This window comes from Helicobacter pylori HUP-B14 (assembly GCF_000259235.1).
GTDB lineage: Bacteria > Campylobacterota > Campylobacteria > Campylobacterales > Helicobacteraceae > Helicobacter > Helicobacter pylori_CU.
Genome location: NC_017733.1, coordinates 281,604 through 302,261, shown reverse-complemented (window position 1 = coordinate 302,261; position 20,658 = coordinate 281,604). Strand labels below are relative to the sequence as shown.

The 20,658-nt window shown below is 39.9% G+C and carries 12 protein-coding genes; all 12 read right to left on the bottom strand.

Annotation, left to right across the window (positions count from 1 at the left end; genetic code table 11):
* Nucleotides 1-67: 67 nt before the first annotated feature.
* Nucleotides 68-1,087, bottom strand: a complete 1,020-nt coding sequence (locus HPB14_RS01460; RefSeq protein WP_001215710.1) for an aliphatic amidase — start codon at nucleotides 1,085-1,087, stop codon at nucleotides 68-70.
* Between the two features lie 191 nt (nucleotides 1,088-1,278).
* Nucleotides 1,279-2,958 (bottom strand): bifunctional chorismate-binding protein/class IV aminotransferase, encoded by a 1,680-nt coding sequence (locus tag HPB14_RS01455; RefSeq protein ID WP_014658424.1) that lies wholly within the window; start codon nucleotides 2,956-2,958, stop codon nucleotides 1,279-1,281.
* Entirely contained in the window at nucleotides 2,959-3,831 is an 873-nt protein-coding gene (locus tag HPB14_RS01450; RefSeq protein WP_000461869.1) for a DUF2156 domain-containing protein, read from the bottom strand. It abuts the gene before it with no gap.
* 12 nt (nucleotides 3,832-3,843) lie between these two features.
* Nucleotides 3,844-4,134, bottom strand: coding sequence for a chorismate mutase (locus HPB14_RS01445; RefSeq protein ID WP_001171375.1), 291 nt, complete (start codon nucleotides 4,132-4,134; stop codon nucleotides 3,844-3,846).
* Nucleotides 4,135-4,138: 4 nt separating this feature from the next.
* Nucleotides 4,139-5,356 carry a diaminopimelate decarboxylase gene (gene lysA, locus HPB14_RS01440; RefSeq protein ID WP_000483647.1) on the bottom strand — a complete coding sequence of 406 codons (1,218 nt, stop codon included), beginning with the start codon at nucleotides 5,354-5,356 and terminating at the stop codon, nucleotides 4,139-4,141.
* A 47-nt stretch (nucleotides 5,357-5,403) separates the two neighbouring features.
* The gene (gene imaA / locus HPB14_RS01435; RefSeq protein WP_041199465.1) at nucleotides 5,404-14,097 is read right to left on the bottom strand and encodes an immunomodulatory autotransporter protein ImaA; all 8,694 of its coding nucleotides are present in this window, start codon (nucleotides 14,095-14,097) and stop codon (nucleotides 5,404-5,406) included.
* A 66-nt stretch (nucleotides 14,098-14,163) separates the two neighbouring features.
* Nucleotides 14,164-14,637: a DUF4149 domain-containing protein gene (locus tag HPB14_RS01430; RefSeq protein ID WP_000712912.1), complete on the bottom strand. Its 474-nt coding sequence runs from the start codon at nucleotides 14,635-14,637 to the stop codon at nucleotides 14,164-14,166.
* 12 nt (nucleotides 14,638-14,649) lie between these two features.
* The gene (gene bioV / locus HPB14_RS01425) at nucleotides 14,650-15,168 is read right to left on the bottom strand and encodes a pimelyl-ACP methyl ester esterase BioV (protein WP_001210555.1); all 519 of its coding nucleotides are present in this window, start codon (nucleotides 15,166-15,168) and stop codon (nucleotides 14,650-14,652) included.
* Nucleotides 15,169-15,170: 2 nt separating this feature from the next.
* Nucleotides 15,171-16,823, bottom strand: a complete 1,653-nt coding sequence (locus HPB14_RS01420) for an AAA family ATPase (protein ID WP_001116634.1) — start codon at nucleotides 16,821-16,823, stop codon at nucleotides 15,171-15,173.
* Nucleotides 16,810-18,066: a tRNA (N(6)-L-threonylcarbamoyladenosine(37)-C(2))-methylthiotransferase MtaB gene (gene mtaB, locus HPB14_RS01415; protein WP_000758566.1), complete on the bottom strand. Its 1,257-nt coding sequence runs from the start codon at nucleotides 18,064-18,066 to the stop codon at nucleotides 16,810-16,812. Before mtaB ends, HPB14_RS01420 begins: the two co-directional genes overlap by 14 nt.
* A complete protein-coding gene (locus HPB14_RS01410) occupies nucleotides 18,063-19,634 on the bottom strand; it encodes a mechanosensitive ion channel family protein (protein ID WP_001218200.1) in 1,572 nt (523 codons plus the stop codon). Before HPB14_RS01410 ends, mtaB begins: the two co-directional genes overlap by 4 nt.
* A complete protein-coding gene (aroB, locus tag HPB14_RS01405) occupies nucleotides 19,625-20,656 on the bottom strand; it encodes a 3-dehydroquinate synthase (protein WP_001156098.1) in 1,032 nt (343 codons plus the stop codon). The genes HPB14_RS01410 and aroB overlap by 10 nt, the downstream gene beginning before the upstream one ends.
* Between the last annotated feature and the right edge of the window lie 2 nt (nucleotides 20,657-20,658).

Here is a 20,658-nt window from a genome sequence, read left to right as displayed (position 1 = left end):
TAAGCGTTCTAAAAAGAGGTATCAAAATGGCTTTTAAGCTTCTATGAAGCCCCCCTCCTTTTGCCCCTTATTTCGTGGGCAAATCGCCTACAGGACAAGCGGCCACACCCACGCTTGGGCGAGTGATTTTTTCTACATTTTCTTGAGCTTTTTTGGGGTCATTCACCCAAGTTTTATAGAACTCAAAAGGGCATTCCGCCACACCCTTATCCCCATCGCCACTAGCAAAAACCCCACTATAACCTCTGTGCAAGAGTTTGAAGAGTTGGTTTTGGCTTTGGTCGTATTTTCTCGCATCACGGATTTGTTGCACGGAAAGTTGAGCGTATTGAAGACCATTTTCTTCTTCCCCGCATTCGCCCAAAGTATGCCCATCAAAACCAATAATGCTAGAATGCCCAAAATAGGAATACACCCCATCAAAGCCGGTCGCATTCGCTACCGCTACATAACATTGATTAGCCCACGCCATAGCTTTCACTATCGCAATTTGTTGCTCCTTAGCCGGATACATGTAACCTTGACAGCGCACAATGAGTTCTGCCCCACGCATCGCGCAATCGCGCCAAATTTCAGGGTAGTTTCCATCATCGCAAATGATCAAAGAAACTTTCAAGCCCTTAGGCCCATCAACCACATAAGTTTTATCCCCAGGATACCAGCATTCAATAGGACACCAAGGCAAGATTTTGCGGTATTTTTGCACGATCTCACCCTTATCATTGACAAGAATCAAAGTGTTATAGGGATTTTTTTTAGCTTGCTCATGTTTTTCCCCAGTCAAAGAGAACACTCCCCAAACCTTGTTTTTCTTACAAGCCTCAGCAAAGATCGCGGTTTCTTCTCCAGGAACGCTTGCGGCTGTGTCAAACATTTCTTGTCTGTCATACATAATCCCATGCGTGCTGTATTCGGGGAAGATAATCAGATCCAATCCGGGCAAACCTTGTTTGACCCCACCAATCACCTTAGCAATATTGCGACAATTTTCCAACACTTGCTCTTTAGTGTGGAGTCTAGGCATCTTATAATTAACTACCGCTACACCCACAGTATCAGGGCTGCTACTAATATCTCCATGTCTCATATTATGTTCCTTGTTTTTTGATGAGAGTTCCTACAAACCCTCTATTGAATTTATAAAATAATTGTGTAAACGGATTTATAATGAATATGAAAACTTTAATCATTATGATTATTGTGGGCGAGTTTTAACTTTTTTGCTCCATTGGGTAACCTATTTCTAAAAATGAGGTTTTAGGCGCTCTATCTTTATGGTTATTTGATTTTCACTTCCACTAAGCCATATAAAGCATTAATGCAATAAATTTTAGCCGCTCTTTGCAAATCTTGTAATTTCAAAGGGGCATGCCCAACAAGACCCTTTTTTAACAACCCCACAACACCCGTCCCGTTTAACGCGCCCGCGCTAAAATAAGGGGTTAAAAGCCTGTTATGGATTTCTAAAACAAGATTGCTCCTAGCGCCCTCAGTGAGTTCCAAATCCTGGTTATAAAAGATTTCATCAAACATAACGCCTTTTTTAATGAGCGCTCGAGCCTTTTGATAAAAAGGGGCGTAAGTGGTCTTGTGGTATAAAAAATCATTGTGTTTGTCAATGGGGGCTTCACTCAAACGGATTTCTAGGCTTTTTAAAGGCTCTAAGGTTTTGTATTCTTTAATGAGCTTGCCCTTTTTATTCAATAAAACCCTTAAAACCCCTTCTTTTTCTAATTCAAAGTCTAAAAGATTGTCATCGTATTTGAAGTTAAAATATTGGGCGCTATTCATTAAGCGTTCTTTATGGGCGTTTTTATTATTGATCTCTAGTTTTTGATCCTTTTTGATAACTTTCATCGTCTCTATAATCTCAAATTCTATTTTAGGCATCACAAAAAAGGATTTTAAAAAGCTCTCTTCATATTCCTTTGAGGCTTTACTTTTATAAGTTACCCCACTCCCTACCCCCAAATGCAAAAAATCTTCATGCGCTCTTTTTTCTAAAGTGCGGATAGGCACGCTAAAAAGGGCTTTTTTTCCTTCAACCATGCCTATCGCCCCGCAATACACCCCCCTAGGGCGTTTTTCTAAATCTTCAATGATTTGCATGGTTTTTATTTTAGGGCATCCGGTCACCGATCCGCAAGGGAACAACGCCTTAAAAATCTCAAACAAGCTTGTTTTTAGGGGCAATTTAGCTTCAATCTCGCTTATCATTTGATACACGCTCGGCAAGCTAATAATTTCAAACAATTGATTGACTTTCACGCTATTTTTTAAGGCCAAGCGGCTCAAATCGTTACGCAATAAATCCACAATCATCACATTTTCGCTTCTGTTTTTGTCATCATTTTGCAAAAACAATCGGTTTTTTTCATCTATTAAGGGGTTGTTTGAGCGAGTGATCGTGCCTTTCATGGGTTTTGTAATAATCTTAATCGCTGTGTCCAAAAACTCTAATTCAAAAAACAATTCCGGCGAAAAGCTTAAAACACTCCCAAACTCATTTTCTATCAAAGCCTTAAAAGGCGTGTTTTGGTTGTGTATCACTTCCTTAAAAACGCGCTTTGGTTTGGCTTTAGTGTCTAAAAATAAATCCATCGTGAGATTCACTTGATAGGTATCGCCATTTTTTAAATGCTCTTTAACGGCTTTAAACTGCTTGAAATAAGTTTCTTGATCTAAAGGGCTGTGGATTTTAGGGTAAAACGCATGCTCTTTTAAAGGCTCTAAAGAGTATTTTTTTCTTTCTAAGAATTGTTCAAAATACAAAAAAGGGGTTTGGCTTTGAAAAGTTTCATCTAAAAACGCTAAGCGCGCTTCATATAAAAGATACCCCACAAAATACCCATTCCCCCTATTTTGAGAGATGAAATCTAGGGTGCTTTTAAGCTCATTAAGATTAGTGGCGGTGAGTTTTTTAACGCTTTTTTGATATTTAAAATCCCCAAAAATCATTTAATTTCTAGCAACCGCTTCGTATTTGTCTATCAAGAACACCGGATTATAGCTCATTTTAGACCTTCTTAAGCCCTCTAATCCTAGATCTTCTTCTCTGTTAGCGTAAGTTAGATGGCTAAATTCATTCAAAAGCAATTGCTGGTTGATGATCTGATACGCGCCTGCAATATCTGCGCGGGCTTTTTCAATGTGGATGAGCGCGCTCTCTTCGTTTAAAACTTCTCCAAAACTAAACGAGACTATTTCCCCATTAACCCTAATAAGCCCCCCTTTCACATCCAAGCTTTCATAATTTTCTAACACGCTTTGAATGCCCTTATTTTCATTGATTAACCCTATATCATCGGTTTGGCTTTCTAAAAACCACTCTTTGGAGGCTTCTAAAACTTCCTTTTTATTTTGAGGAGAAATTTTTTCATAAACAAAATTCGCATAATTGGTTAAAAACTGGTTTAAGTGGTTTTTTTTCTTATGGTATTTTTTCCCTTTGAGCGCGATTAGTTCTTCAATAGAATAAACATAATCGCTCCTGTCTCGGTTGTAAGTGAAATCAAACACCCCTACAAAATTGTCTTTCAAATCGTCTTTTTGCTCTAAAGTCAGGGAGTGGAATCTTAAATTTTTTTCTAATTTCAAAAGCTCTTCCACACATTCAAACGCATTCTTACCGATAGGATAGAAATAAAAGGGTTTTTGATTTTCATAAGTGGTTTGAATCACCAAACAATCCCTAATCACCGCCACTTGAATGAGCCTTGCGTGCTGCCATAAAAAGCAATTGGTAAAACTCACATCTGATAAAACGATTTTTTGAGTTTGTAAAAACCTTGAAAACAAGTCCTTATGCGCTAGGGTAATTTTTTCAAACATAACAACTCTCTTTTATTTCTTTAACTCTTTCAGGGCGTTTTCTTGAAATTTTCTAGAAATCTTAAAAACCTCTGCATAAAAACCCGTAAGAATTTCTCCATTCAAATGCTTGAAATCCCTTTGGCTGAGTCGTTTTAAAATTTCTTGTTCTCTTTTAGGGCAATAAATGGGGCTTTCTTGTTTGATAAGCGCGATTTTTAAAGCGATTTCTAAGCGTTTGTCTAAAAGATCGCTTAATTCATTATCCAACGCATCAATTTCAGCCCTTAAATTTTCTAAAAGACTATCCAAATTCTTTTGCATCTAATCAAACCCCTTTTAAGCCTTCTTCCTCTAACCGCCATAAATCTTCTAAAGCCTCTCTTTTTCTTATCACTCTGATTTTGTGATCTTCTAGGGCTAATTCTAGGAGTTTGGGGCGCGAATTGTATTGACTGGCCATGCTAGAGCCATAAGCCCCAACCTTCTCAATCGCTATTTTATCGCCTGGCTCTAATTCTGGCAAATGGACATCTTTTAAAAAAGTGTCGCTGCTCTCACACACAGGCCCTACCACATCGCAAGGCGAGATCTTACGCCCCTTAGAGGGCGTTATGACCCTTATGGCATGCTTAGCATGATACAAACTGGGGCGTAAAAAATCATTCATACCCGCATCTACGATTACAAAGCGCTTGTTTTGAGCCTTTTTTTCATACAAAACCTGCGTGATCAATTCCCCACTCTCAGCCACGATGGATCGGCCCGGCTCACAAATAATAGTCAAATCCAAGCCTTGAAGCGCGTTTAAAATCCCTTGCGCGTAATCATAAAGCTTAATCGTTTCCTCATTTTCATAACTCACGCCAATGCCTCCACCCACATCAAAAAAACGCAAATCTATCCCTAGCGCGATCAAAGATTTAGCGATTTTAGCCACCTTTTGGCTCGCTTCTATAATCGGCTCTAAATCTAAGAGCTGTGAGCCGATATGAAAATGCACGCTAACAGGCTCTAAAAACGCGCTTTTTTTAGCCCAAAGAAACATTTCTAAAGCTTCTTTTTCTCCCACGCCAAACTTATTTTCTTTCAAACCGGTAGAAATATAGGGGTGCGTTTTAGCGTCAATGTTGGGGTTGATTCGAATGGAAATCCTAGCCTTTATCCCTAAAGACTGGGCGATTTTTTCAATCGTTGTTAATTCCATAAAACTTTCCACATTCAAAAATAAAATGTTGAGTTTTAGGGCTTGTTCTATTTCAAACGCGCTCTTACCCACCCCGCTAAACACGATTTTATAAGGCTTGATCCCAGCTTTTAAGGCCCTTTGTATCTCGCCTATGGAAACGCAATCCGCCCCGCTCCCTAAATGCGCCAATAAAGAGAGGATACTCAAATTGGAATTTGCCTTTAAAGCGTAGCAAATCAAAGATTTACGCCCCTTAAACGCTTCTTTATAATTCAAAAAAGCCTGTTTGATCTTGTCAAAATCATAGAGGTAAAAAGGGGTTTTATAAGTTTGAAACAGCTCTTCATAATTAAACATAGAAAAACCTAACCATAAAATTTGAACGAAGCATTATAGCAAAAAAGCTAAAACGCCACTCGCATGCCCACATTCCCGGTTATATTAATGTCTTGGTATTGCAAGCCCATCTTAAGCCCCACCCCCGCATTCACATACATCAAACGCCACAAATGCATTTCGCCTCCTGTGATCACGCTCGCAAAAGTGTTGAAAACTTCCCCCTTGCGATACAATAAAGTGTTTTCGCCCACAAAACGCACCATATTGCCGCCTTTAGATTTGATCAAAAGATCCCTACCCAATCTCGCCGTTACAAAATAATAGGAATTTTGACCAAAATATTTACGGCTCTCCAACCCCATGTTGAGCGTTAAAACCGATTCGTTAGAGGGGTTTGAATGCATGAGAAATTGTTTGTAAGCGGCATCATTCATTTTGCCCTTCATGCCACTCAAACCTATGAAATGATAGCTCAAGCCCACTTGAGGTTTTAGCACCACGCTTTTTTGTTTGAACATGAAATCATAGCCGTAATTCCCATTCACGCTCGTTGTCCAAGTGTTATAACTATAGCGTTGGTTCAACACAGAAAGCAAGGGATTAGAAGAATTGATATTATTTGCATTGCCTCCATAAGTTTCATTCGCGCTCAAAGTGAATTCGTTTCTTTTTAAAAAAGCCCTCGCATACATCCCCACATCCACATTATTACCCAAAGAACGCATGATGTTCCCATTAAAGCCGCTATAGCCATAAGCCACATAACCCCCAAGGATCACATTTTTAACTAACCTGTCATAGCCCGCATTCAAGCCATAAAGCGTGCCATTGCCCCCAGAAATAAAGCTCGCTCCCCCAATCCCTTGAACCCAAAGGTTATTGGGGTGTTTGTTGGGTTGCGAATATTTGACAAAAACCTCTCCAGGGTTAGGATCGCTAAAGCGCTTGTTTTTAAGCTCCAACAAGCGATTAGAAAAATCAGATTCTCCCTCTCTAGCCCTAAAATCAGAGAATTTCGTTAAACGGCTGGTTTGTTGGGTGTAACTCGCCAATTCTAAAAGGTTGGTAGCGTTGTCTCTAAAATTAGGGTTAGAAATCAAGCTTGCGGTGTTTTGAAGATCTTTAGCCACGCCTAAGACTTCATTCAAAGAGTGGTTTTCTAAATAAATCGGCGCAAAAAGCGGGTTTTCTTTCGTTTCCATCATCAATGTTGAAAGCCAATTGATAGCGTTATTCCCCCCTATCGCTTCAATTTGATTGAGCACGCTTTGCCCTTGAATGCCCACAATGTAATCTTGTAAAGTAGGGGGGGTAAAGTCCATGATTCTATCGCCATAAGACATTTTAATCTGGTCATAAAGAACAGAAAGGCTTAAAATGTTGTTTTGATGGGCGTTGTTTGAGTTAGGCAACGCTACGCTTAATAATAACCCCTTATCTTGTAATAAAACCCGTTGACCCAAATAAGTCAATACGCCGTTTTTTTCCTCTATGTGGTTTCCGTTGATATTGATTAAGGTATAGAGCTTCAAATACGATTGCAAGCTGTTGGGGTTGATATTGTAATCAATGTAACGGCTGCTTTTTAATAAAGTGTAAGTCGTGTTATTGGCCATGCTGTTATTGACATTGATAAAAGGCGTTTGGGTGGTGTTGAGATTAATGATCTCCTCTGCTTGAATGAGTGGCGTTGGCGTTTGGATATTTTCTAAATTAAAATGTATCGTTCCCAAATTATTCAAAACCCCCCCTACTTCTAACCCATAAATCCCGGTGCTTAAAGAAGCGTTTGAAGCGATCACTAAATTTTGAAGCACCTCTATTTTTTGCGTGGCGTTGTTGTTAAACGCCCCTTGAATGTTTAAATTATTCGTTACAAAGCTAGCGTTTTTCTCTAACACCGCTTGATTGGAAATAATAAGATTGTTGGCTTGGAATTGAGCGTTATTGTAAAGATACAGGTTTTTAATGTTTGCAGAGCCTTTAATCTTTGAAAAATCAACCACCCCGTTAGCGTAAATATTGCCTGAAAAATTGAAATCATTCGCCGTAACCATCAAGCTCTCATCGTTATTGTTCAAGGCGATTGGCGCGTTATTTGACGCGTTATTAGAAGAAGTGCCATTCGCGCTTTGGGCGCTAAGCGTGCAAGGGTTTGTAGCGTTAGTTGTAGTTGGATCGCTTTGTTGCGCGCAGCTAGCGTTGACAAACAGATTGCCTTGAGACACAGAAACATTGTTATTAGCGGCGTTAATCTTAAGGCCGTTGCTTGCATCAAGCGTGGTGATGTTAATGTTAGAAACTTGATCGGACAATAATTGAAGCGTTCCAAAATGGTTAGTGAACGAAATATGATTGTTTCCCGCAAAAATGAGCGAATTTCCTGCGTTAAAACTAAGCGTGCCTCCATTGGCGTTAGAGAAAGTGGAATTTTGCACAAAAACATTGCCTTGCGCGTTGAAACTAAAATCCCCTTTTTGCCACGCTTGACTCAAGCCATAGGGAGCGAAAAGCCCCTTGTTACCAAGACTAGGGATCAAATCCCCCAAACCTTGTTCATAAATAGGCCCTAAACCTTTAGCCGCTAGGACTTTGTCTAAAACGCTTCTAATCTGTTGGTTTTGCAACAGGCTTTCTAAAGAATTGAGCGTGTCTTGGCCTAAAAATTCGCCAATCATTTGTTTGCCTAAAGCCACTACATCGTTTTGTAAAGCGTCGCTCGGTTTGACAATATCTTGCAGCATCACGCTTATGATTTGCCCTATATCGTTAGCGGAAATAAAGCTAGTGATCTGATTGAACAACCCCTTTTTACTCAATAAATCATTGATGGACATGTTGCCTATAAGCTTTTCAGGGTTTTGCAAATCAATGCCCCCTAGTCCAGCTAATCCCCCCACTAGCCCGGTCCAAAAGCCTAATTTTTGCCTGATCAAATCCTTAATCGCCGTGTTCAAACCGCTATCGTTCATGAGGTTATCAAAATTATTCTGCCCTAAAAGCTGGCTTAGGGTTTGATTTTTTTGCTCAGGCGTTAAATACCCCCCAATCACACTACCACTCCCTAGCGTATTTACTATCAAATTCCCTAATCCCCCGGCTTTATTAATGGATTGCACCGCCACTTCGCCCAAAATATTAGCGAGCCCGGCTTGATTGAAAACCTTATTGATACCCTCTTGGCCTAGCATGCTAAAAATCCCATCGGTTTGCGAGCTTACGATATTAGCTTGGTTGAGAATGAGCGAAGTTTGGCTGTTAAAAGTTACGCTAGCGCTCCCCCCAGTCCCCCATGCGTTCCCGCTCCCTAAAGTGCCGGTAAGATAAATTTCTTTAGCGTTAAAAGTCGTGTCAATATAGCCCAAATCAGCCGAGCTGGACTCTAAAAGCTGCCCTAAATAAGTACCTCTGAATTTTTGGCACACAATGTCGGTGTAATCGCAAGGCTTTTGATAGCCCAAGCCCCCAAAAACCACCGTGCTATTAGTGTCTGTTTGCCCTATTTTAGTCGCTCCTATAATCAAAGCGCCGTTATTGAAATTTTGCACGACCGAATTGTTTGCGTTATCAATCAACTCGTTAATGTTTTTCCAGTCGTTAGGGGTGATGAGTTTGGTAAGCTGGTTTAGTGCATCGCCTTTTAAATCGCTCAAACTTGAAAGCGAAAAATCATTCCCCAATATCTTTTTGATTTCAGGGTAGAGTTTGAGCGCCATTTGGCCTAACGCTTTGATATTATTAAAATTATAGCCCTTGTTATAGATGTGTAACGCGCTAATAGGGTTGCCTTGCGCGTTATAGGTTTGCGAGATGACAGAAGACTCAGAGCTTAGATTGTTATTTTTCGTGGTGTTATTACTGCCGTTAGCTTGATAGGATTGGTTGGGGTTGTAATAGCCTTTCACGCTGCTAGTGAGATAAAACACGCCTTCTGCATCATCGCTATAAGAATACACACCATTAGCGTTGTTATAAACTTTTTGGTAGTTAAAAATTTCAGAGCCAATGTTATAGAGCGTGTTTTTAATGCCAGGGATTTGAGAGAGCGTAACGCTTAGTTGGTTGTCTTTAAAGCTCTCGGTGATTTTTAGGGCGTTATTAAGGGGGTTAGTGAAACTATAAGTTTGGTTTTTAGCATCATAGATCCCATCACTGATACGCATGCCAAAGAAGCTGATACGCTCATACCAATTACTATTCATGTCCGCTTGAATGATGTTATACACACGATTTTTATTATCGTTTAGATCGCTTAGTAAATCAATGTTAGCAATATTCAAACTCCCCTGATCGCTAAAAACAAGCTGGCTGTTTTTTAAATCCAACACGCTACTGCTGTTAGGGTTTAAGAGGTTGCCTCCCAAACTCAAGGGCGCTTTAACATCAAGGGCTTGATGGAAAGTGATGGGGCTTTGAGAAAAAGCGTTATCATAGAAATTAAACGCCGTGTTAGAGGTGATAGCGCTAGAGCCTTGAAAATCTAAAGAAGAATGATTGCTTAAATTAAACTGCCCTCCTAAAGAGACCGCTCCCTTAAACACGATAGAGGAATCACTCAAACTCGTAGTAATATTCGCTGAATTGAAATTAACCGCCCCGTTAAAATTAAGGTGAGAGCCATTGCTCGCGATCAAGCTCGCATAATCGTTGATCGTGGCGTTATTGGAAACATTAATGGTACTTTGGTTGAGGTTGAGCGAGCTGGTGTCGTTTAAATTCAAATCGCCTTGAAGCTCTAAGGTTGAATGGTTGCTCGCATTGATAGAGGCGTTTTGAGAAAGGTTGATCGCATTGGCTTTAATGCTGCTTGTCCCCACTGAAACGCTTAAATTGGAATTGTCAAACGACACGCTTTTAGCTTGCATTTGATACAAACCAGAGCTTAAATTCGTGCTGTTGGTGAAACTGATCGCATTAGTGGCATTGAATTTAAAAACAGATTGCGTTTGCCCCACATAGCCTCTAAAAGAGCTGTTAGAAAAATCCAGATTCAAAGCGTTGAAACTGAAATTAGGGTTACCTTTATTTTGTGCGGTATCGTCTATAAAATAGGAGTTTTGAGCCTGAATGTTCGCGCTGTTAGAGATAAAATTCATAGACGAGCTTTGCGTGCCAGCGACACGGTTATACAGAGTCGCGTTCGTTAAAAGAATGCCTTGAAGCCCGTTAAAATTAAGGCTCGCACCCCCACCGCTAGAAATGCGATTCCCGCTTTCAATGCTACCGGTGATGTAAATCTTTTGCGCTTCATAATGCCCTGTGATAAAGCCTATGCATTGCAAATTCCAACAATGCCCGCTCGCATCATTACTCCCTGCTCCCTTATTGTCCCCAAAGCGAATGATTACATTAGACTGCGGCGCATCGCTTAAGCTCGTCCATATATTTTTAGCCCCAAAAACGATCGCGCTGTTTTGCCCGGTGAATGTTTGAGAAAATTCCGCTTTAGTGAATAAAGTTTTCCCGCTCGCATAAAAATCAATGCTCTTGTCGTAATAGTAAATGGTGTTGTTTGCATTCCCTAAATTATTGTTATAGCTGTTAGGCATGTAGGTCATAAAACCGACAACATCTTTATAATACAAGTGATCCGATTTTTCCATATCCATATAATCAAACACCATGCCAACACCCAAACGCCGGATAGAAATGCTGTTTGGTGAAAAAACCTCTTGGAAATTGTAGGTTTGGTTATTGAAAGAATACACCACATCATAAACGCCATTACCCGCGCTAGAGACGAGCTTTTCACTGCTTGCCCCATGCCCTTGGTAGTTGATGAGCTGCCATAGATTTTTACTGAAAGCGTTGTTGTAATCAATCTCTTTAGAAGAGCTTACAAGGGTGATAGGGTTGCCATTAATGATAGCTTCACCAATATTGATAACCGAATGAGCGTTAAAAACAATCGTTCCATCGCCAAAAGACAAAGGGGCGTTCAGGTTTTTTAAAGTGATGTTATTTAAAGTAACCTGCCCTTTCACGCTCGTGTTCGTAGGGCTATTAAACACCACATTATCAAAGGTTGCATTCCCTGCAATATTCACAGAGCCGGTATTATTAAAATTAGCGTTATTTTGAGAGCCATTAGTAGAGTTCCCAAAAACAGCGTTCCCGGCGATTTGCAAATTTGAATGAGCGTTAGTGAAATCCCCCACAAACGAAGTGGTCGCACTAGAATTATTGAAATTAAAAGAAGCGCTGTTGTTAAAGTTAGCGTTATTAAACGAAGCGTTTTTTGCGTTAATTTCAAACGAACCGCTATTAAACTGGTTGTTATTTGAAAAATTCAAGCTATCGCCACTGAATTGGTAACTCCCTCCATTAAAGTTGGTGTTTTCAAAAGTCGCTTGCCCCGCATTGAAAATGAATTTCCCGTCTTTGGCTTGGTTAGTGAAAGTGGTGCCATACACGGAAAGTTTACCGTTAGCGTTTAGGCCATTCAAATTCTGCGAATTGTCCATGCTTTGCGTGGAAAAAGTCATGGAGCTTGAATAGATTCCGGCGTTATGCTGCGTGATGGTAGCGTTAGCGATATTGACACTATCTACCCCATTAAAGACTAGATTAGCTGCCCCACCGGTGCCTATACGATTGCCAGAACGCAGATTCGCTGTGATATACACATGATAGGCGCTATAAGCGCCATTAGTCGTGCCTGTGCATTGGTAATAGGGCCAAGGCCCGCAATGCCCATTAAGAGCGCTCCCTGAAGTGTCCCCAAAAGACACCGTGCCGCTAGAAGAGACATTATGATCAGTCCATGTTGAGTTATACCCGATCACCAGATTACTATTACTCGCGCTAAAGGTTTGTTTAAACGAGTTAGTGTAACTCCCCCATATTTGAACGCTCGGCAAGTAATAAGTCCCGCTCTCTGTAAAATTTTGAGATTTGGGGATGTAATATTTATGGTCATACCAAGGCATGTCAGCATTAATATAATTTGAAGCGGATAAGTCAAATTTGGAGCCGCTAATGACAGGGGGTGGCGTGTAAGTCCCGCTCTCTAAAGCTTGGATGATAATGGAATTAGGGCCAAAAGTTTCTTGCAGTTTGTAGATAGTATCCCCTATTTTGTAGCCCACTTGATAGACTTGCGTAGAGTTTGTAGAAGATTTAGGGGGCGAAGAGTCAGTGGTTTTAGAGGTTGCAGCGTTTTTGCTCAAAAGCTGCCCGGTAACCCCATTGTAAGTGATCATATCCCACAAACCTTGAGCGAAACTTTGTGGCCTTGAAGAGCTTTCGTTCGTTTTTAAGGTGCTTGTCAAGCTATTGAGCACATGGTTTAAAAGATTGTTATAAGTGATCCCACCGCTAGAATTTAAAATCGTTACGCTCTTCTCACTGCCTAAACTTGTGAGGTTGAAAGTCGTCCCTTGAGTGAGAGTGATTTTAGAACTCCCAAAATCAAGGGTTGAACCATTGTTCAAGTCATTCTTACCGCTTAAAGTAACGCTACCGGTAACACTCATGTTGTTTGTATTAATAGAAGTGTTGAATGTCGTGTCGTTAAAACTCGCGCTCTCATTAATGGTGATTTTACCGGTATTATTGAAAGTGGCGTTATTAAAGGAAGCGTTTTGGATCGTTAGTTGGTGGTTTGAATTGTTAAAGGCTTGTTGAAAGTTCACAAAGCCCTTAAGAGTGGTAGCGCTACCACTAAAAGAGCTGTTTTGAATTTGGGGGTGCTGAGCGCTTTGATTGGTCTGGTTATTAAAAGTAAAAGTCCCCCCATTAAAGGAGCTGTTTTGGAAAGTGGCTTGATTGTTGAAAGTGTATGTAGCGTTGTTGAAATTCGCGCCATTAAAGGAACTTGCACCCTTAAAATTAAAACTACCGCTATTAAAGGCGGTGTTATTGGTAGCGCTAAACTCTTTATTGAAAGTATAACTCCCCCCATTCCATTTCGCCCCGCTAAAAGTGGCGTTCTCTTCAAAAGTGAAACTGCCGTTTGCATTGCTAAAGGTCGTGTTAGTAGCGTTAGTCGTCCCCTTAAAAGAATAGCTAGGCCCTGAAGTGGAGCAATTAGCCCCTACGCCCACACTAGCTAAAGAACTGCAAGTATCCCCACTTAAAGAAACCGAACCGATAGTAATAACGCTGTTAGCATTACCCACATTCACTTGCGAAGTTTTATACGCACTGATATTGGAATTGATAGTAACTTTATTGGCGTTCAAGTTTAAAGTGGCTGTACCGGTGTGCGTGCCAGCTCCTGATCCCACACGATTGCCCACTTCTAAAGTGCCGTTTAAATTGATTGCGCCAACATTAAAGCTTACATCATCTTTGCCTTGATTATAACCTTGATACGAAGTGAAACTATTAGAACCGCTTAAATCTAAAACAACGCTATTGCCTAGATTGATCGTGAGATTGCCCCCAACATAATTGGTAAAACCGCTTAAACTATAAGTCCCCGTTTCATTCCCACTACCCACAGAAATGGCTTGATAGTTTTGAGAAGACAGGTAGTTAGCGGCATTTCCAGCATCATAGCCTTTATGATTTGCCCCCCATACATTCTTTAAACACCCTGCAAATTCCCACCATTCGCAATACTGACTGCCCTTAACCCAATGCACATACTCACCCCCCACTTTTGGGTTTAACAAATCCCACAGATTATTCGCATACGCCCCACTAGCAAACCCGCCAATCAGTAAAGGCATAAGCCATAAAGGACGCTTTAAGATTGTTTTTTGATTTTGATACGATCGTTTTATACTTTTTGGTTTCTTTTTAAACTTTTTCATTAAATGCTGCCCTCTCATTTCCTATATAGTAGCCAAAAACTCCATCATTTGATTAAATCAAAGGGACTAAAGCGCATTTTTCCCAAACAAACGCAAGAAAAACAAAGCGCACACCAGCACAAACAATTCCTTAAACAGCCATTCGCTTTGAGCGTGCGAGCGGGCAAATTCAGCGCTTTGAAGCGCAACTTCGCCCACTTTTTGAGCGTTTAAAATATAAGGCGTGTAATAAAAAACAAAGAGCAAACACAACGCCCCTATCGCCACGCCAAGGATCAAATACACTAACGATCTTTTATCATAAATAAACGAAACGATTTCATAAAGTAACACCACAAAACCGATCGCGCCTAAAAGGAAATTGAAACGAACAATGATTTGCGCCATGAGTTTCCCGCTCTCAAAGGGAGTTAGATTCAATTCAGGTAAAATGCTTGAAGCTTTGAAAACAATGGGTGCGACTATCGCTCCTAGAATGATCAAAGAGCCGCCCAAAATACCTAAAAGAAGCAAATACACCCCTAAACAAAATTTTTTCATCTTCCACCTTTTTTAAGATTTTTGCAACAAATGGTTACAATCCTTAAACTGCCACACTTGAACTAAAGGCGTAAAAAATTCTAAAAGGGCTTGAATGTCAGTGATTCTGTCCTTTAACCCGATAAACACTTCAATCTTCACGCCTTTTTCTAATAAAAGTCTAATTATAGAATCACTATACTTGTAATCCAATAAAAATTCTAATTCTTCTAAAGAACCCTCTTTTTTAAAACGCTCCAATTGAGCGCTCATGCCCACTTCCTTATAAAAGTTATCCATGTAGCCCTTCGGGTCTTTTTGAAACGAAGAAAGTTGCAAGCGTTTGAACGCCAAACTCTTATGCGCTAACATGCAAGGCGAAAACAATAACAAAGAATTGATGCGACACTGTTGTGAGACTTCATTATAAGCGTATTCTATCGCCTTAATCGCTCCCATAGAAAAGCCTGACACATCATAAGCCCCTTTTAAAAGCCACTCTTCAAACAAAACGCTTTCACTAATGAACCCAAAACCACTAAAAAAACGCATTTTCACCCGTTCAACAAATCATAGAAGTTTGCATGCTCTAAATATTCTTGCTCCAATAATAGAGCACTTAATCGCTTGCAAGCTGCAATTTGTGGCTTTAAAAACTCCAGTTGCTCTTCATAAAGAACGCTTAAAGACTCTTTTGTGGGGGCTAAAAGAAGCTCACTGGCCATAAATTCATTCAAAAATTTCGCTTTTTGCAAATCTTGTTTGGACAAACTATAACGCTCCTTATAGAGCAACTCTAAAATAATCGTCCCGCTCAAATACACTTTAATGTAATTTTTAATCTCACTCTCGCTATGGATTTTATTTTCATTAAAAGCGATAAATTCCCCTAATATTGGCGCTTTATCAAATTCAATTTCTAGCCAATACGCGCTTAAGGCTTTCGCGCTTTGATACAAAGCGACTAATTCCTTTTGGTTTTCATCTAAGGTTTGGGGCTTTTTCTTGCCGTAAGCGATCTTGTCTTTCACTTCTAAAATGTCGCTCTCAGTGATTTCGTTTCGTTGGTGTTTTAGGGCGTTTAGAGCGCTTTCATTGATCAAAGTCGCTAACATCGCCCCGCTAAAACCCACGCAAATTTTAGCGATCTTAAGATAATTGAGTGCGTGCTTTTTGTTTTCTAACAGCTTTTCTAAAATGCTCTGCCTTTCTAGTAAATCCGGTAAAGAAATGAAAATGCGCCGATCAAAACGCTTGCTCCTTAATAGCGCTTCATCCATCACTTCCATTTGGTTAGTCGCTCCTATCACCACCACCTCATCGTTTTGCAAAAACCCATCCATTTCGGTTAAAAGCTGATTGAGCGTGGCCTCTCTTTCATCGCTCCTATGCCCTCCCCTAGCCTTACCCAAAGCGTCAATTTCATCAATAAAAATAATAGAGGGGGCATGCCTTTTAGCATGCATGAAAAGTTCATGCACTTTTTTAGCCCCAGCCCCCACATAAATTTGAGAAAACGCGCTCCCGCTTTCGTAAAAAAACGGCACTCTGGCTTCACTCGCTAAGGCTTTAGCGATCATGGTTTTCCCCACTCCAGGAGGCCCGATTAAAAGCACGCCTTTAGGGAGAAAAATCCCTAAATCCTGGTATTTTTTAGGGTTTTTTAAATAATCTATCACTTCTAGTAATTCTTCTTTGACTTCATCCACTCCTGCAATATCTTCAAAACGCACCCCTAGCGCATCGTATCGCTGGAATGCATTTTCTAATTCGTTTTTAGTCGCGCTTTCTAAACTCATTTTAGTGTCCAATCGTTTGGGCAAGCGCCAAAAGATCCCAAAAAGCATGCTAGAGATGAAAAAAAGCAACGCTAAATTCATTTTAGAACCCTTGCTTAAATTTTCTCGTTTTTCTATGGGCATGCTTTCTGGGATTTTATAGGCTCTTAAAAAGGCTTCTTTGTTGGTTTTATAAAGACCCTTGCTAGCATAAAAATAATTTTCATCTTCAATTAGAGTTTGCTTAGGGTGGGATTGGATCACATAAAAAAAGTCCTTACCCGATATGAGCCTAGAAACATCGCTTAAAATTAAAAAAAGAAGCAAGCAAAAAGTAAGGATCAAAAACCCTAACGCCAAAACAAGCGAGCGGTTTTTGATGCGTTTAAAGGGAGCGGTGAGGTTTTCTAAAAATTTAGAAAACGGCATGGTTTTCCCTCTCCTTAATTTCATACTCTTTGATTTCTAAAAAACTAGCCCTTAAAGGCTTATCGCTTTTGATCTTAATGGGGTTGAAAAATTGATCTAAGGCTTTAAATTCGCCGTCTTTTTGCGCTTCCACTAAGGCTTTTAGGGGCGTATTAAGCTTGAGTTGCAATTGCCTGAACGCCTTATTTTTATGAAAAATCAGATCTTTAATCGCATTCAAACGCTTTTTAGAATCTTCCAAGCTCACGCTATCAGCCATCAAACTAGAGGGGGTGTCTTTTCGTTTGCTGTAAATAAAAGGGTGGATGTGCGTTAAAGGCAAGCTTTCTAAATTTTTAAACGCTTTTTCAAAAACGCTTCCGCTCTCGCCCGGATGCCCTACAATAAAATCCGTGCCAATAGCAAAATTCTTAGAAGCGATTGTTTCTAATAATTCCCTATCGCTCTTAGTGCGGTTTCTTCGATTCATCCTCTCTAGCATGAAATCATGGCTGTGCTGTAAAGCGATATGCAAATGTTTTTCTAAAAAATCCTCTTCTAAAAGCTCTAAAAATTCATCGTTGATTTGATTAGGTTCTAAGCTCCCAATCCTTATGCGTTTTAATCCAGCGATCTGGCTTAATTTTTTAATCAATCTTGCGATATTGCTTCCTTTGTCTTTCCCATAGCTCCCCACATTGGTGCCGGTTAAAACCACTTCTTGAACGCCTTTAGAGCATAAAAGGCCCACTTGCTCTAAAATTTTCCTCTCTTCAAAACTCCTAGCCCTCCCTCTCACGCTTGGGATAATGCAATAATTGCAATCAAAATCACAGCCTTCTTGGATCTTGATAAACGCCCTGGTTTTTCCCACAAACTCGCTCACCATCGTGGTGTCTAAGTGCTTGTTTTCTAAATTGTCATCTATGAAAAAACGCTTTTTTTCTTGTAAAAGCGCGTTAATCTTTTCTTTATTGTCATGCCCAAAAACGCCCTTTAAAAACCCTTTTTCAAAAAGCTCTTTGCCTTGAGTTTTCACCCCACAGCCGGTAAATAGCACTTCCTTATCCAATCGCGCCATTTTTTTAGCGTAACTCCTTACCGTGCTATCGGCCCCATTGGTTACGGTGCAAGAATTGATCACAATAATATCGGCTTCTTGTTCTTCTAAAGTCGCGCTAAAATCCTTTAAATTCTCGCCCATCACTTGCGTGTCAAAAAGATTCGTCCTGCACCCAAAAGTTTTAAAATAGACTTTTTTCATTTTTGTTCCCTTTTATTCCCAAAACCATCGCCTAAGGCGTCAGCATCCACTTTAAGCAACTTGCTGGTCGTATAAGCGATATGGATATTTTCTTCTTTCAAAAAAGCTTCAACGATTTCAGCCACAATCTTGCTCCTTAAAGACATGGTCGCATACGAATTGGTTTGATACCACACCGAGATTTTTATCCCGTTATTTTCAGGCATCAAAAAGCATCGAGGCTTCACACTCAAACTCCTTAAAGAATACCGGTCGCGCATTTTATTGAGCTGTTTATAGGTAATATCCGTGTATTCTTTAGACAATTCTGTAGCGATGTTGAGTGCAATTTTAGAAGCTTTTTTAAAATCAGAATCAAATGTAATGCAAAAATCCACCCCATCCCAAACCGTTTTCATCCCAAAATGGCTGTAATTAGCAAACATGGTGGTGAAAATATAATTATTAGGCACAAAAATAATCCGGCCCGCTCTCCTGTTGTTCGTATAAGTGGTAAAGGTTACGTCTTCTAAAATCGTAATGTGCAACATAGAAATATCCAACACATCGCCAATAAAAATATCCGTCCCCTTAGCGATACGCACCCTATCGCCCACATGCACGCTCCCTCCAATCAAAATAATAAACCACCCGAGCAAGCTCATGAACAAATCCTTCATCGCAATCGCTAAACCCGCGCTCGCAAAGCCTAAAACCGTGACCAAGTAAGTAACGTTTTCTAAATAAGAAAAAAGAAAGATTAAAACGATCATGCTCACATTCACGAAGTTAATGGCTTTATTCACGGTATAGACGCGCTCATTATTTTCAATGTATTTACTGGAAATGATTTTTAAAATCCAAGCAAACACCACGCTCAAAAGGGCCGCTAAAAACACATAAACCAATTTAAAAAGCTGGTTTTTAACTTGAGATTTAACAATGCTTATGGCTTCATCGCTGTCTTTTTGAAAAATCCCGATCGTGGTTTTTAGAATGTTTTGAGCCCCTTGCAATTCTAAGCGTTTGGCTTGAGTTTGATAAATCTCATCGCTTAGTTTCGCGCTTTTATCCAAAGCATGCCACTGATTTAAAAGCTGGTGTTTTTGATCTAAAAGCTTTAAAACTTCTCCTAAAGAAGTCTGGTTATTTTTAAGATTTTCATGCTTTAAACGCATGCTCTTGATGAAAGAAATGCCATCAATGATCGCAATAGGGTTAGCGATATTAGGGATATTGGGGATATTGGGGCGCTCTATCAAGTCCTTAAAAGGATTGACCCCATAGCTTTCAAACATTTTTTGCTGGGACTCTAAAGCCTTTAAGGTATGCTCCAAGGTGCTAATCTTTAATAAATCCTTGCTTTTTTTGTTTTTTAAGCGCCTTAATTCCTGCCTCACGCTCTCTTTTTCGGTATAAATTTGGTTGTAAATCTTGTAGTTTTCAAATTTTTTCAACCACACGTTATCGTCTTTGGCGAGTTTTTTATCCACCAAAGCCATTTGTTTTTGTATAGAGGATAATTCTTGGCTCTTATCTTCTGCTTGCAAAAACAAAAAACAAAAGAATAACAATACCCTTAATGCCATTTTTCTAACACCTTTAAAATCGTTTCTTTAGGGATATGAGAGGCAATCTCAAACGCTCCAACGCCTTTAGGCAGAATGAATTTGATTGTCTTATTCTCGCTTTTTTTATCCAAAAACAAGCGTTCGTAAAATTTTTGAATATCTGTGATTTGGTAATTAAATATCAAATCAAATTTTTTCAATAAATTTTCTATGCGTTCGTATTCTTTTAAAGTGAGCATGCCTAAAGAAAGGGATAAATCATTAGCCATGCGCATGCCAATAGCGATCGCTTCGCCATGCAAAAATCGCTCGTAATTGGTCTCGTTTTCTATCGCATGCCCAAAGGTATGCCCATAGTTCAACCCAGCTCTGATATTTTGCTCTTTTTCATCTTGAACAACGACTTGAGCTTTGATACTGACGCTTTGGAAAACCACTTCTTCTAAACAATCTTTTAAATCCTTCATTTCCAATATTTCTACCAAGTTTTTATCAAAACACACCGCCATTTTAATGATTTCAGCCACCCCTGCTTGAAATTCCCTTTTTTCAAGGGTTTTTAAAAAAGCTAAATCCATATAAACCGCTTTAGGCTGGTGGAACGATCCGATTAAATTCTTGCCATAAGGCGTGTTGATCCCTGTTTTCCCCCCCACGCTCGCATCCACTTGAGCGAGTAAAGTCGTAGGGATATTAATAAAATCAATCCCCCTGAAATAAATACTGCTCGCAAACCCCACCATATCGCTTATGACTCCCCCACCAAGGGCTATCATTAAAGAATGGCGGTTTAATTGCATTTCAAAGGCGTTGTTTAAAATCCGCTCTAACGAATGGAAGTTTTTGTATTTTTCCCCGGACTCTATCACGCACACTCTGACTTCTAAGGCTTTCAAGCGCTCTAATAAATACGATAAATGCAACCCGGCCACGATGCTATCGCTAATGATGAGCGCTTTTTGTTTCAATTCTATTTCAGGCAGTTCCCCTAAAAACACTTTATAGCTTTTTTCTTTTAAAGGGATTAAGATTTCTTGCATTC

Bases quoted from the DNA above. Each gene is read 5' to 3' on its own strand.
- HPB14_RS01430 (WP_000712912.1), bottom strand. From the start codon at position 14,637: ATGAAAAAATTTTGTTTAGGGGTGTATTTGCTTCTTTTAGGTATTTTG.
- HPB14_RS01445 (WP_001171375.1), bottom strand. From the start codon at position 4,134: ATGCAAAAGAATTTGGATAGTCTTTTAGAAAATTTAAGGGCTGAAATT.
- aroB (WP_001156098.1), bottom strand. From the start codon at position 20,656: ATGCAAGAAATCTTAATCCCTTTAAAAGAAAAAAGCTATAAAGTGTTT.
- HPB14_RS01460 (WP_001215710.1), bottom strand. From the start codon at position 1,087: ATGAGACATGGAGATATTAGTAGCAGCCCTGATACTGTGGGTGTAGCG.
- HPB14_RS01455 (WP_014658424.1), bottom strand. From the start codon at position 2,958: ATGATTTTTGGGGATTTTAAATATCAAAAAAGCGTTAAAAAACTCACC.
- imaA (WP_041199465.1), bottom strand. From the start codon at position 14,097: ATGAAAAAGTTTAAAAAGAAACCAAAAAGTATAAAACGATCGTATCAA.
- HPB14_RS01410 (WP_001218200.1), bottom strand. From the start codon at position 19,634: ATGGCATTAAGGGTATTGTTATTCTTTTGTTTTTTGTTTTTGCAAGCA.
- lysA (WP_000483647.1), bottom strand. From the start codon at position 5,356: ATGTTTAATTATGAAGAGCTGTTTCAAACTTATAAAACCCCTTTTTAC.
- HPB14_RS01420 (WP_001116634.1), bottom strand. From the start codon at position 16,823: ATGCCGTTTTCTAAATTTTTAGAAAACCTCACCGCTCCCTTTAAACGC.
- bioV (WP_001210555.1), bottom strand. From the start codon at position 15,168: ATGCGTTTTTTTAGTGGTTTTGGGTTCATTAGTGAAAGCGTTTTGTTT.
- mtaB (WP_000758566.1), bottom strand. From the start codon at position 18,066: ATGAAAAAAGTCTATTTTAAAACTTTTGGGTGCAGGACGAATCTTTTT.
- HPB14_RS01450 (WP_000461869.1), bottom strand. From the start codon at position 3,831: ATGTTTGAAAAAATTACCCTAGCGCATAAGGACTTGTTTTCAAGGTTT.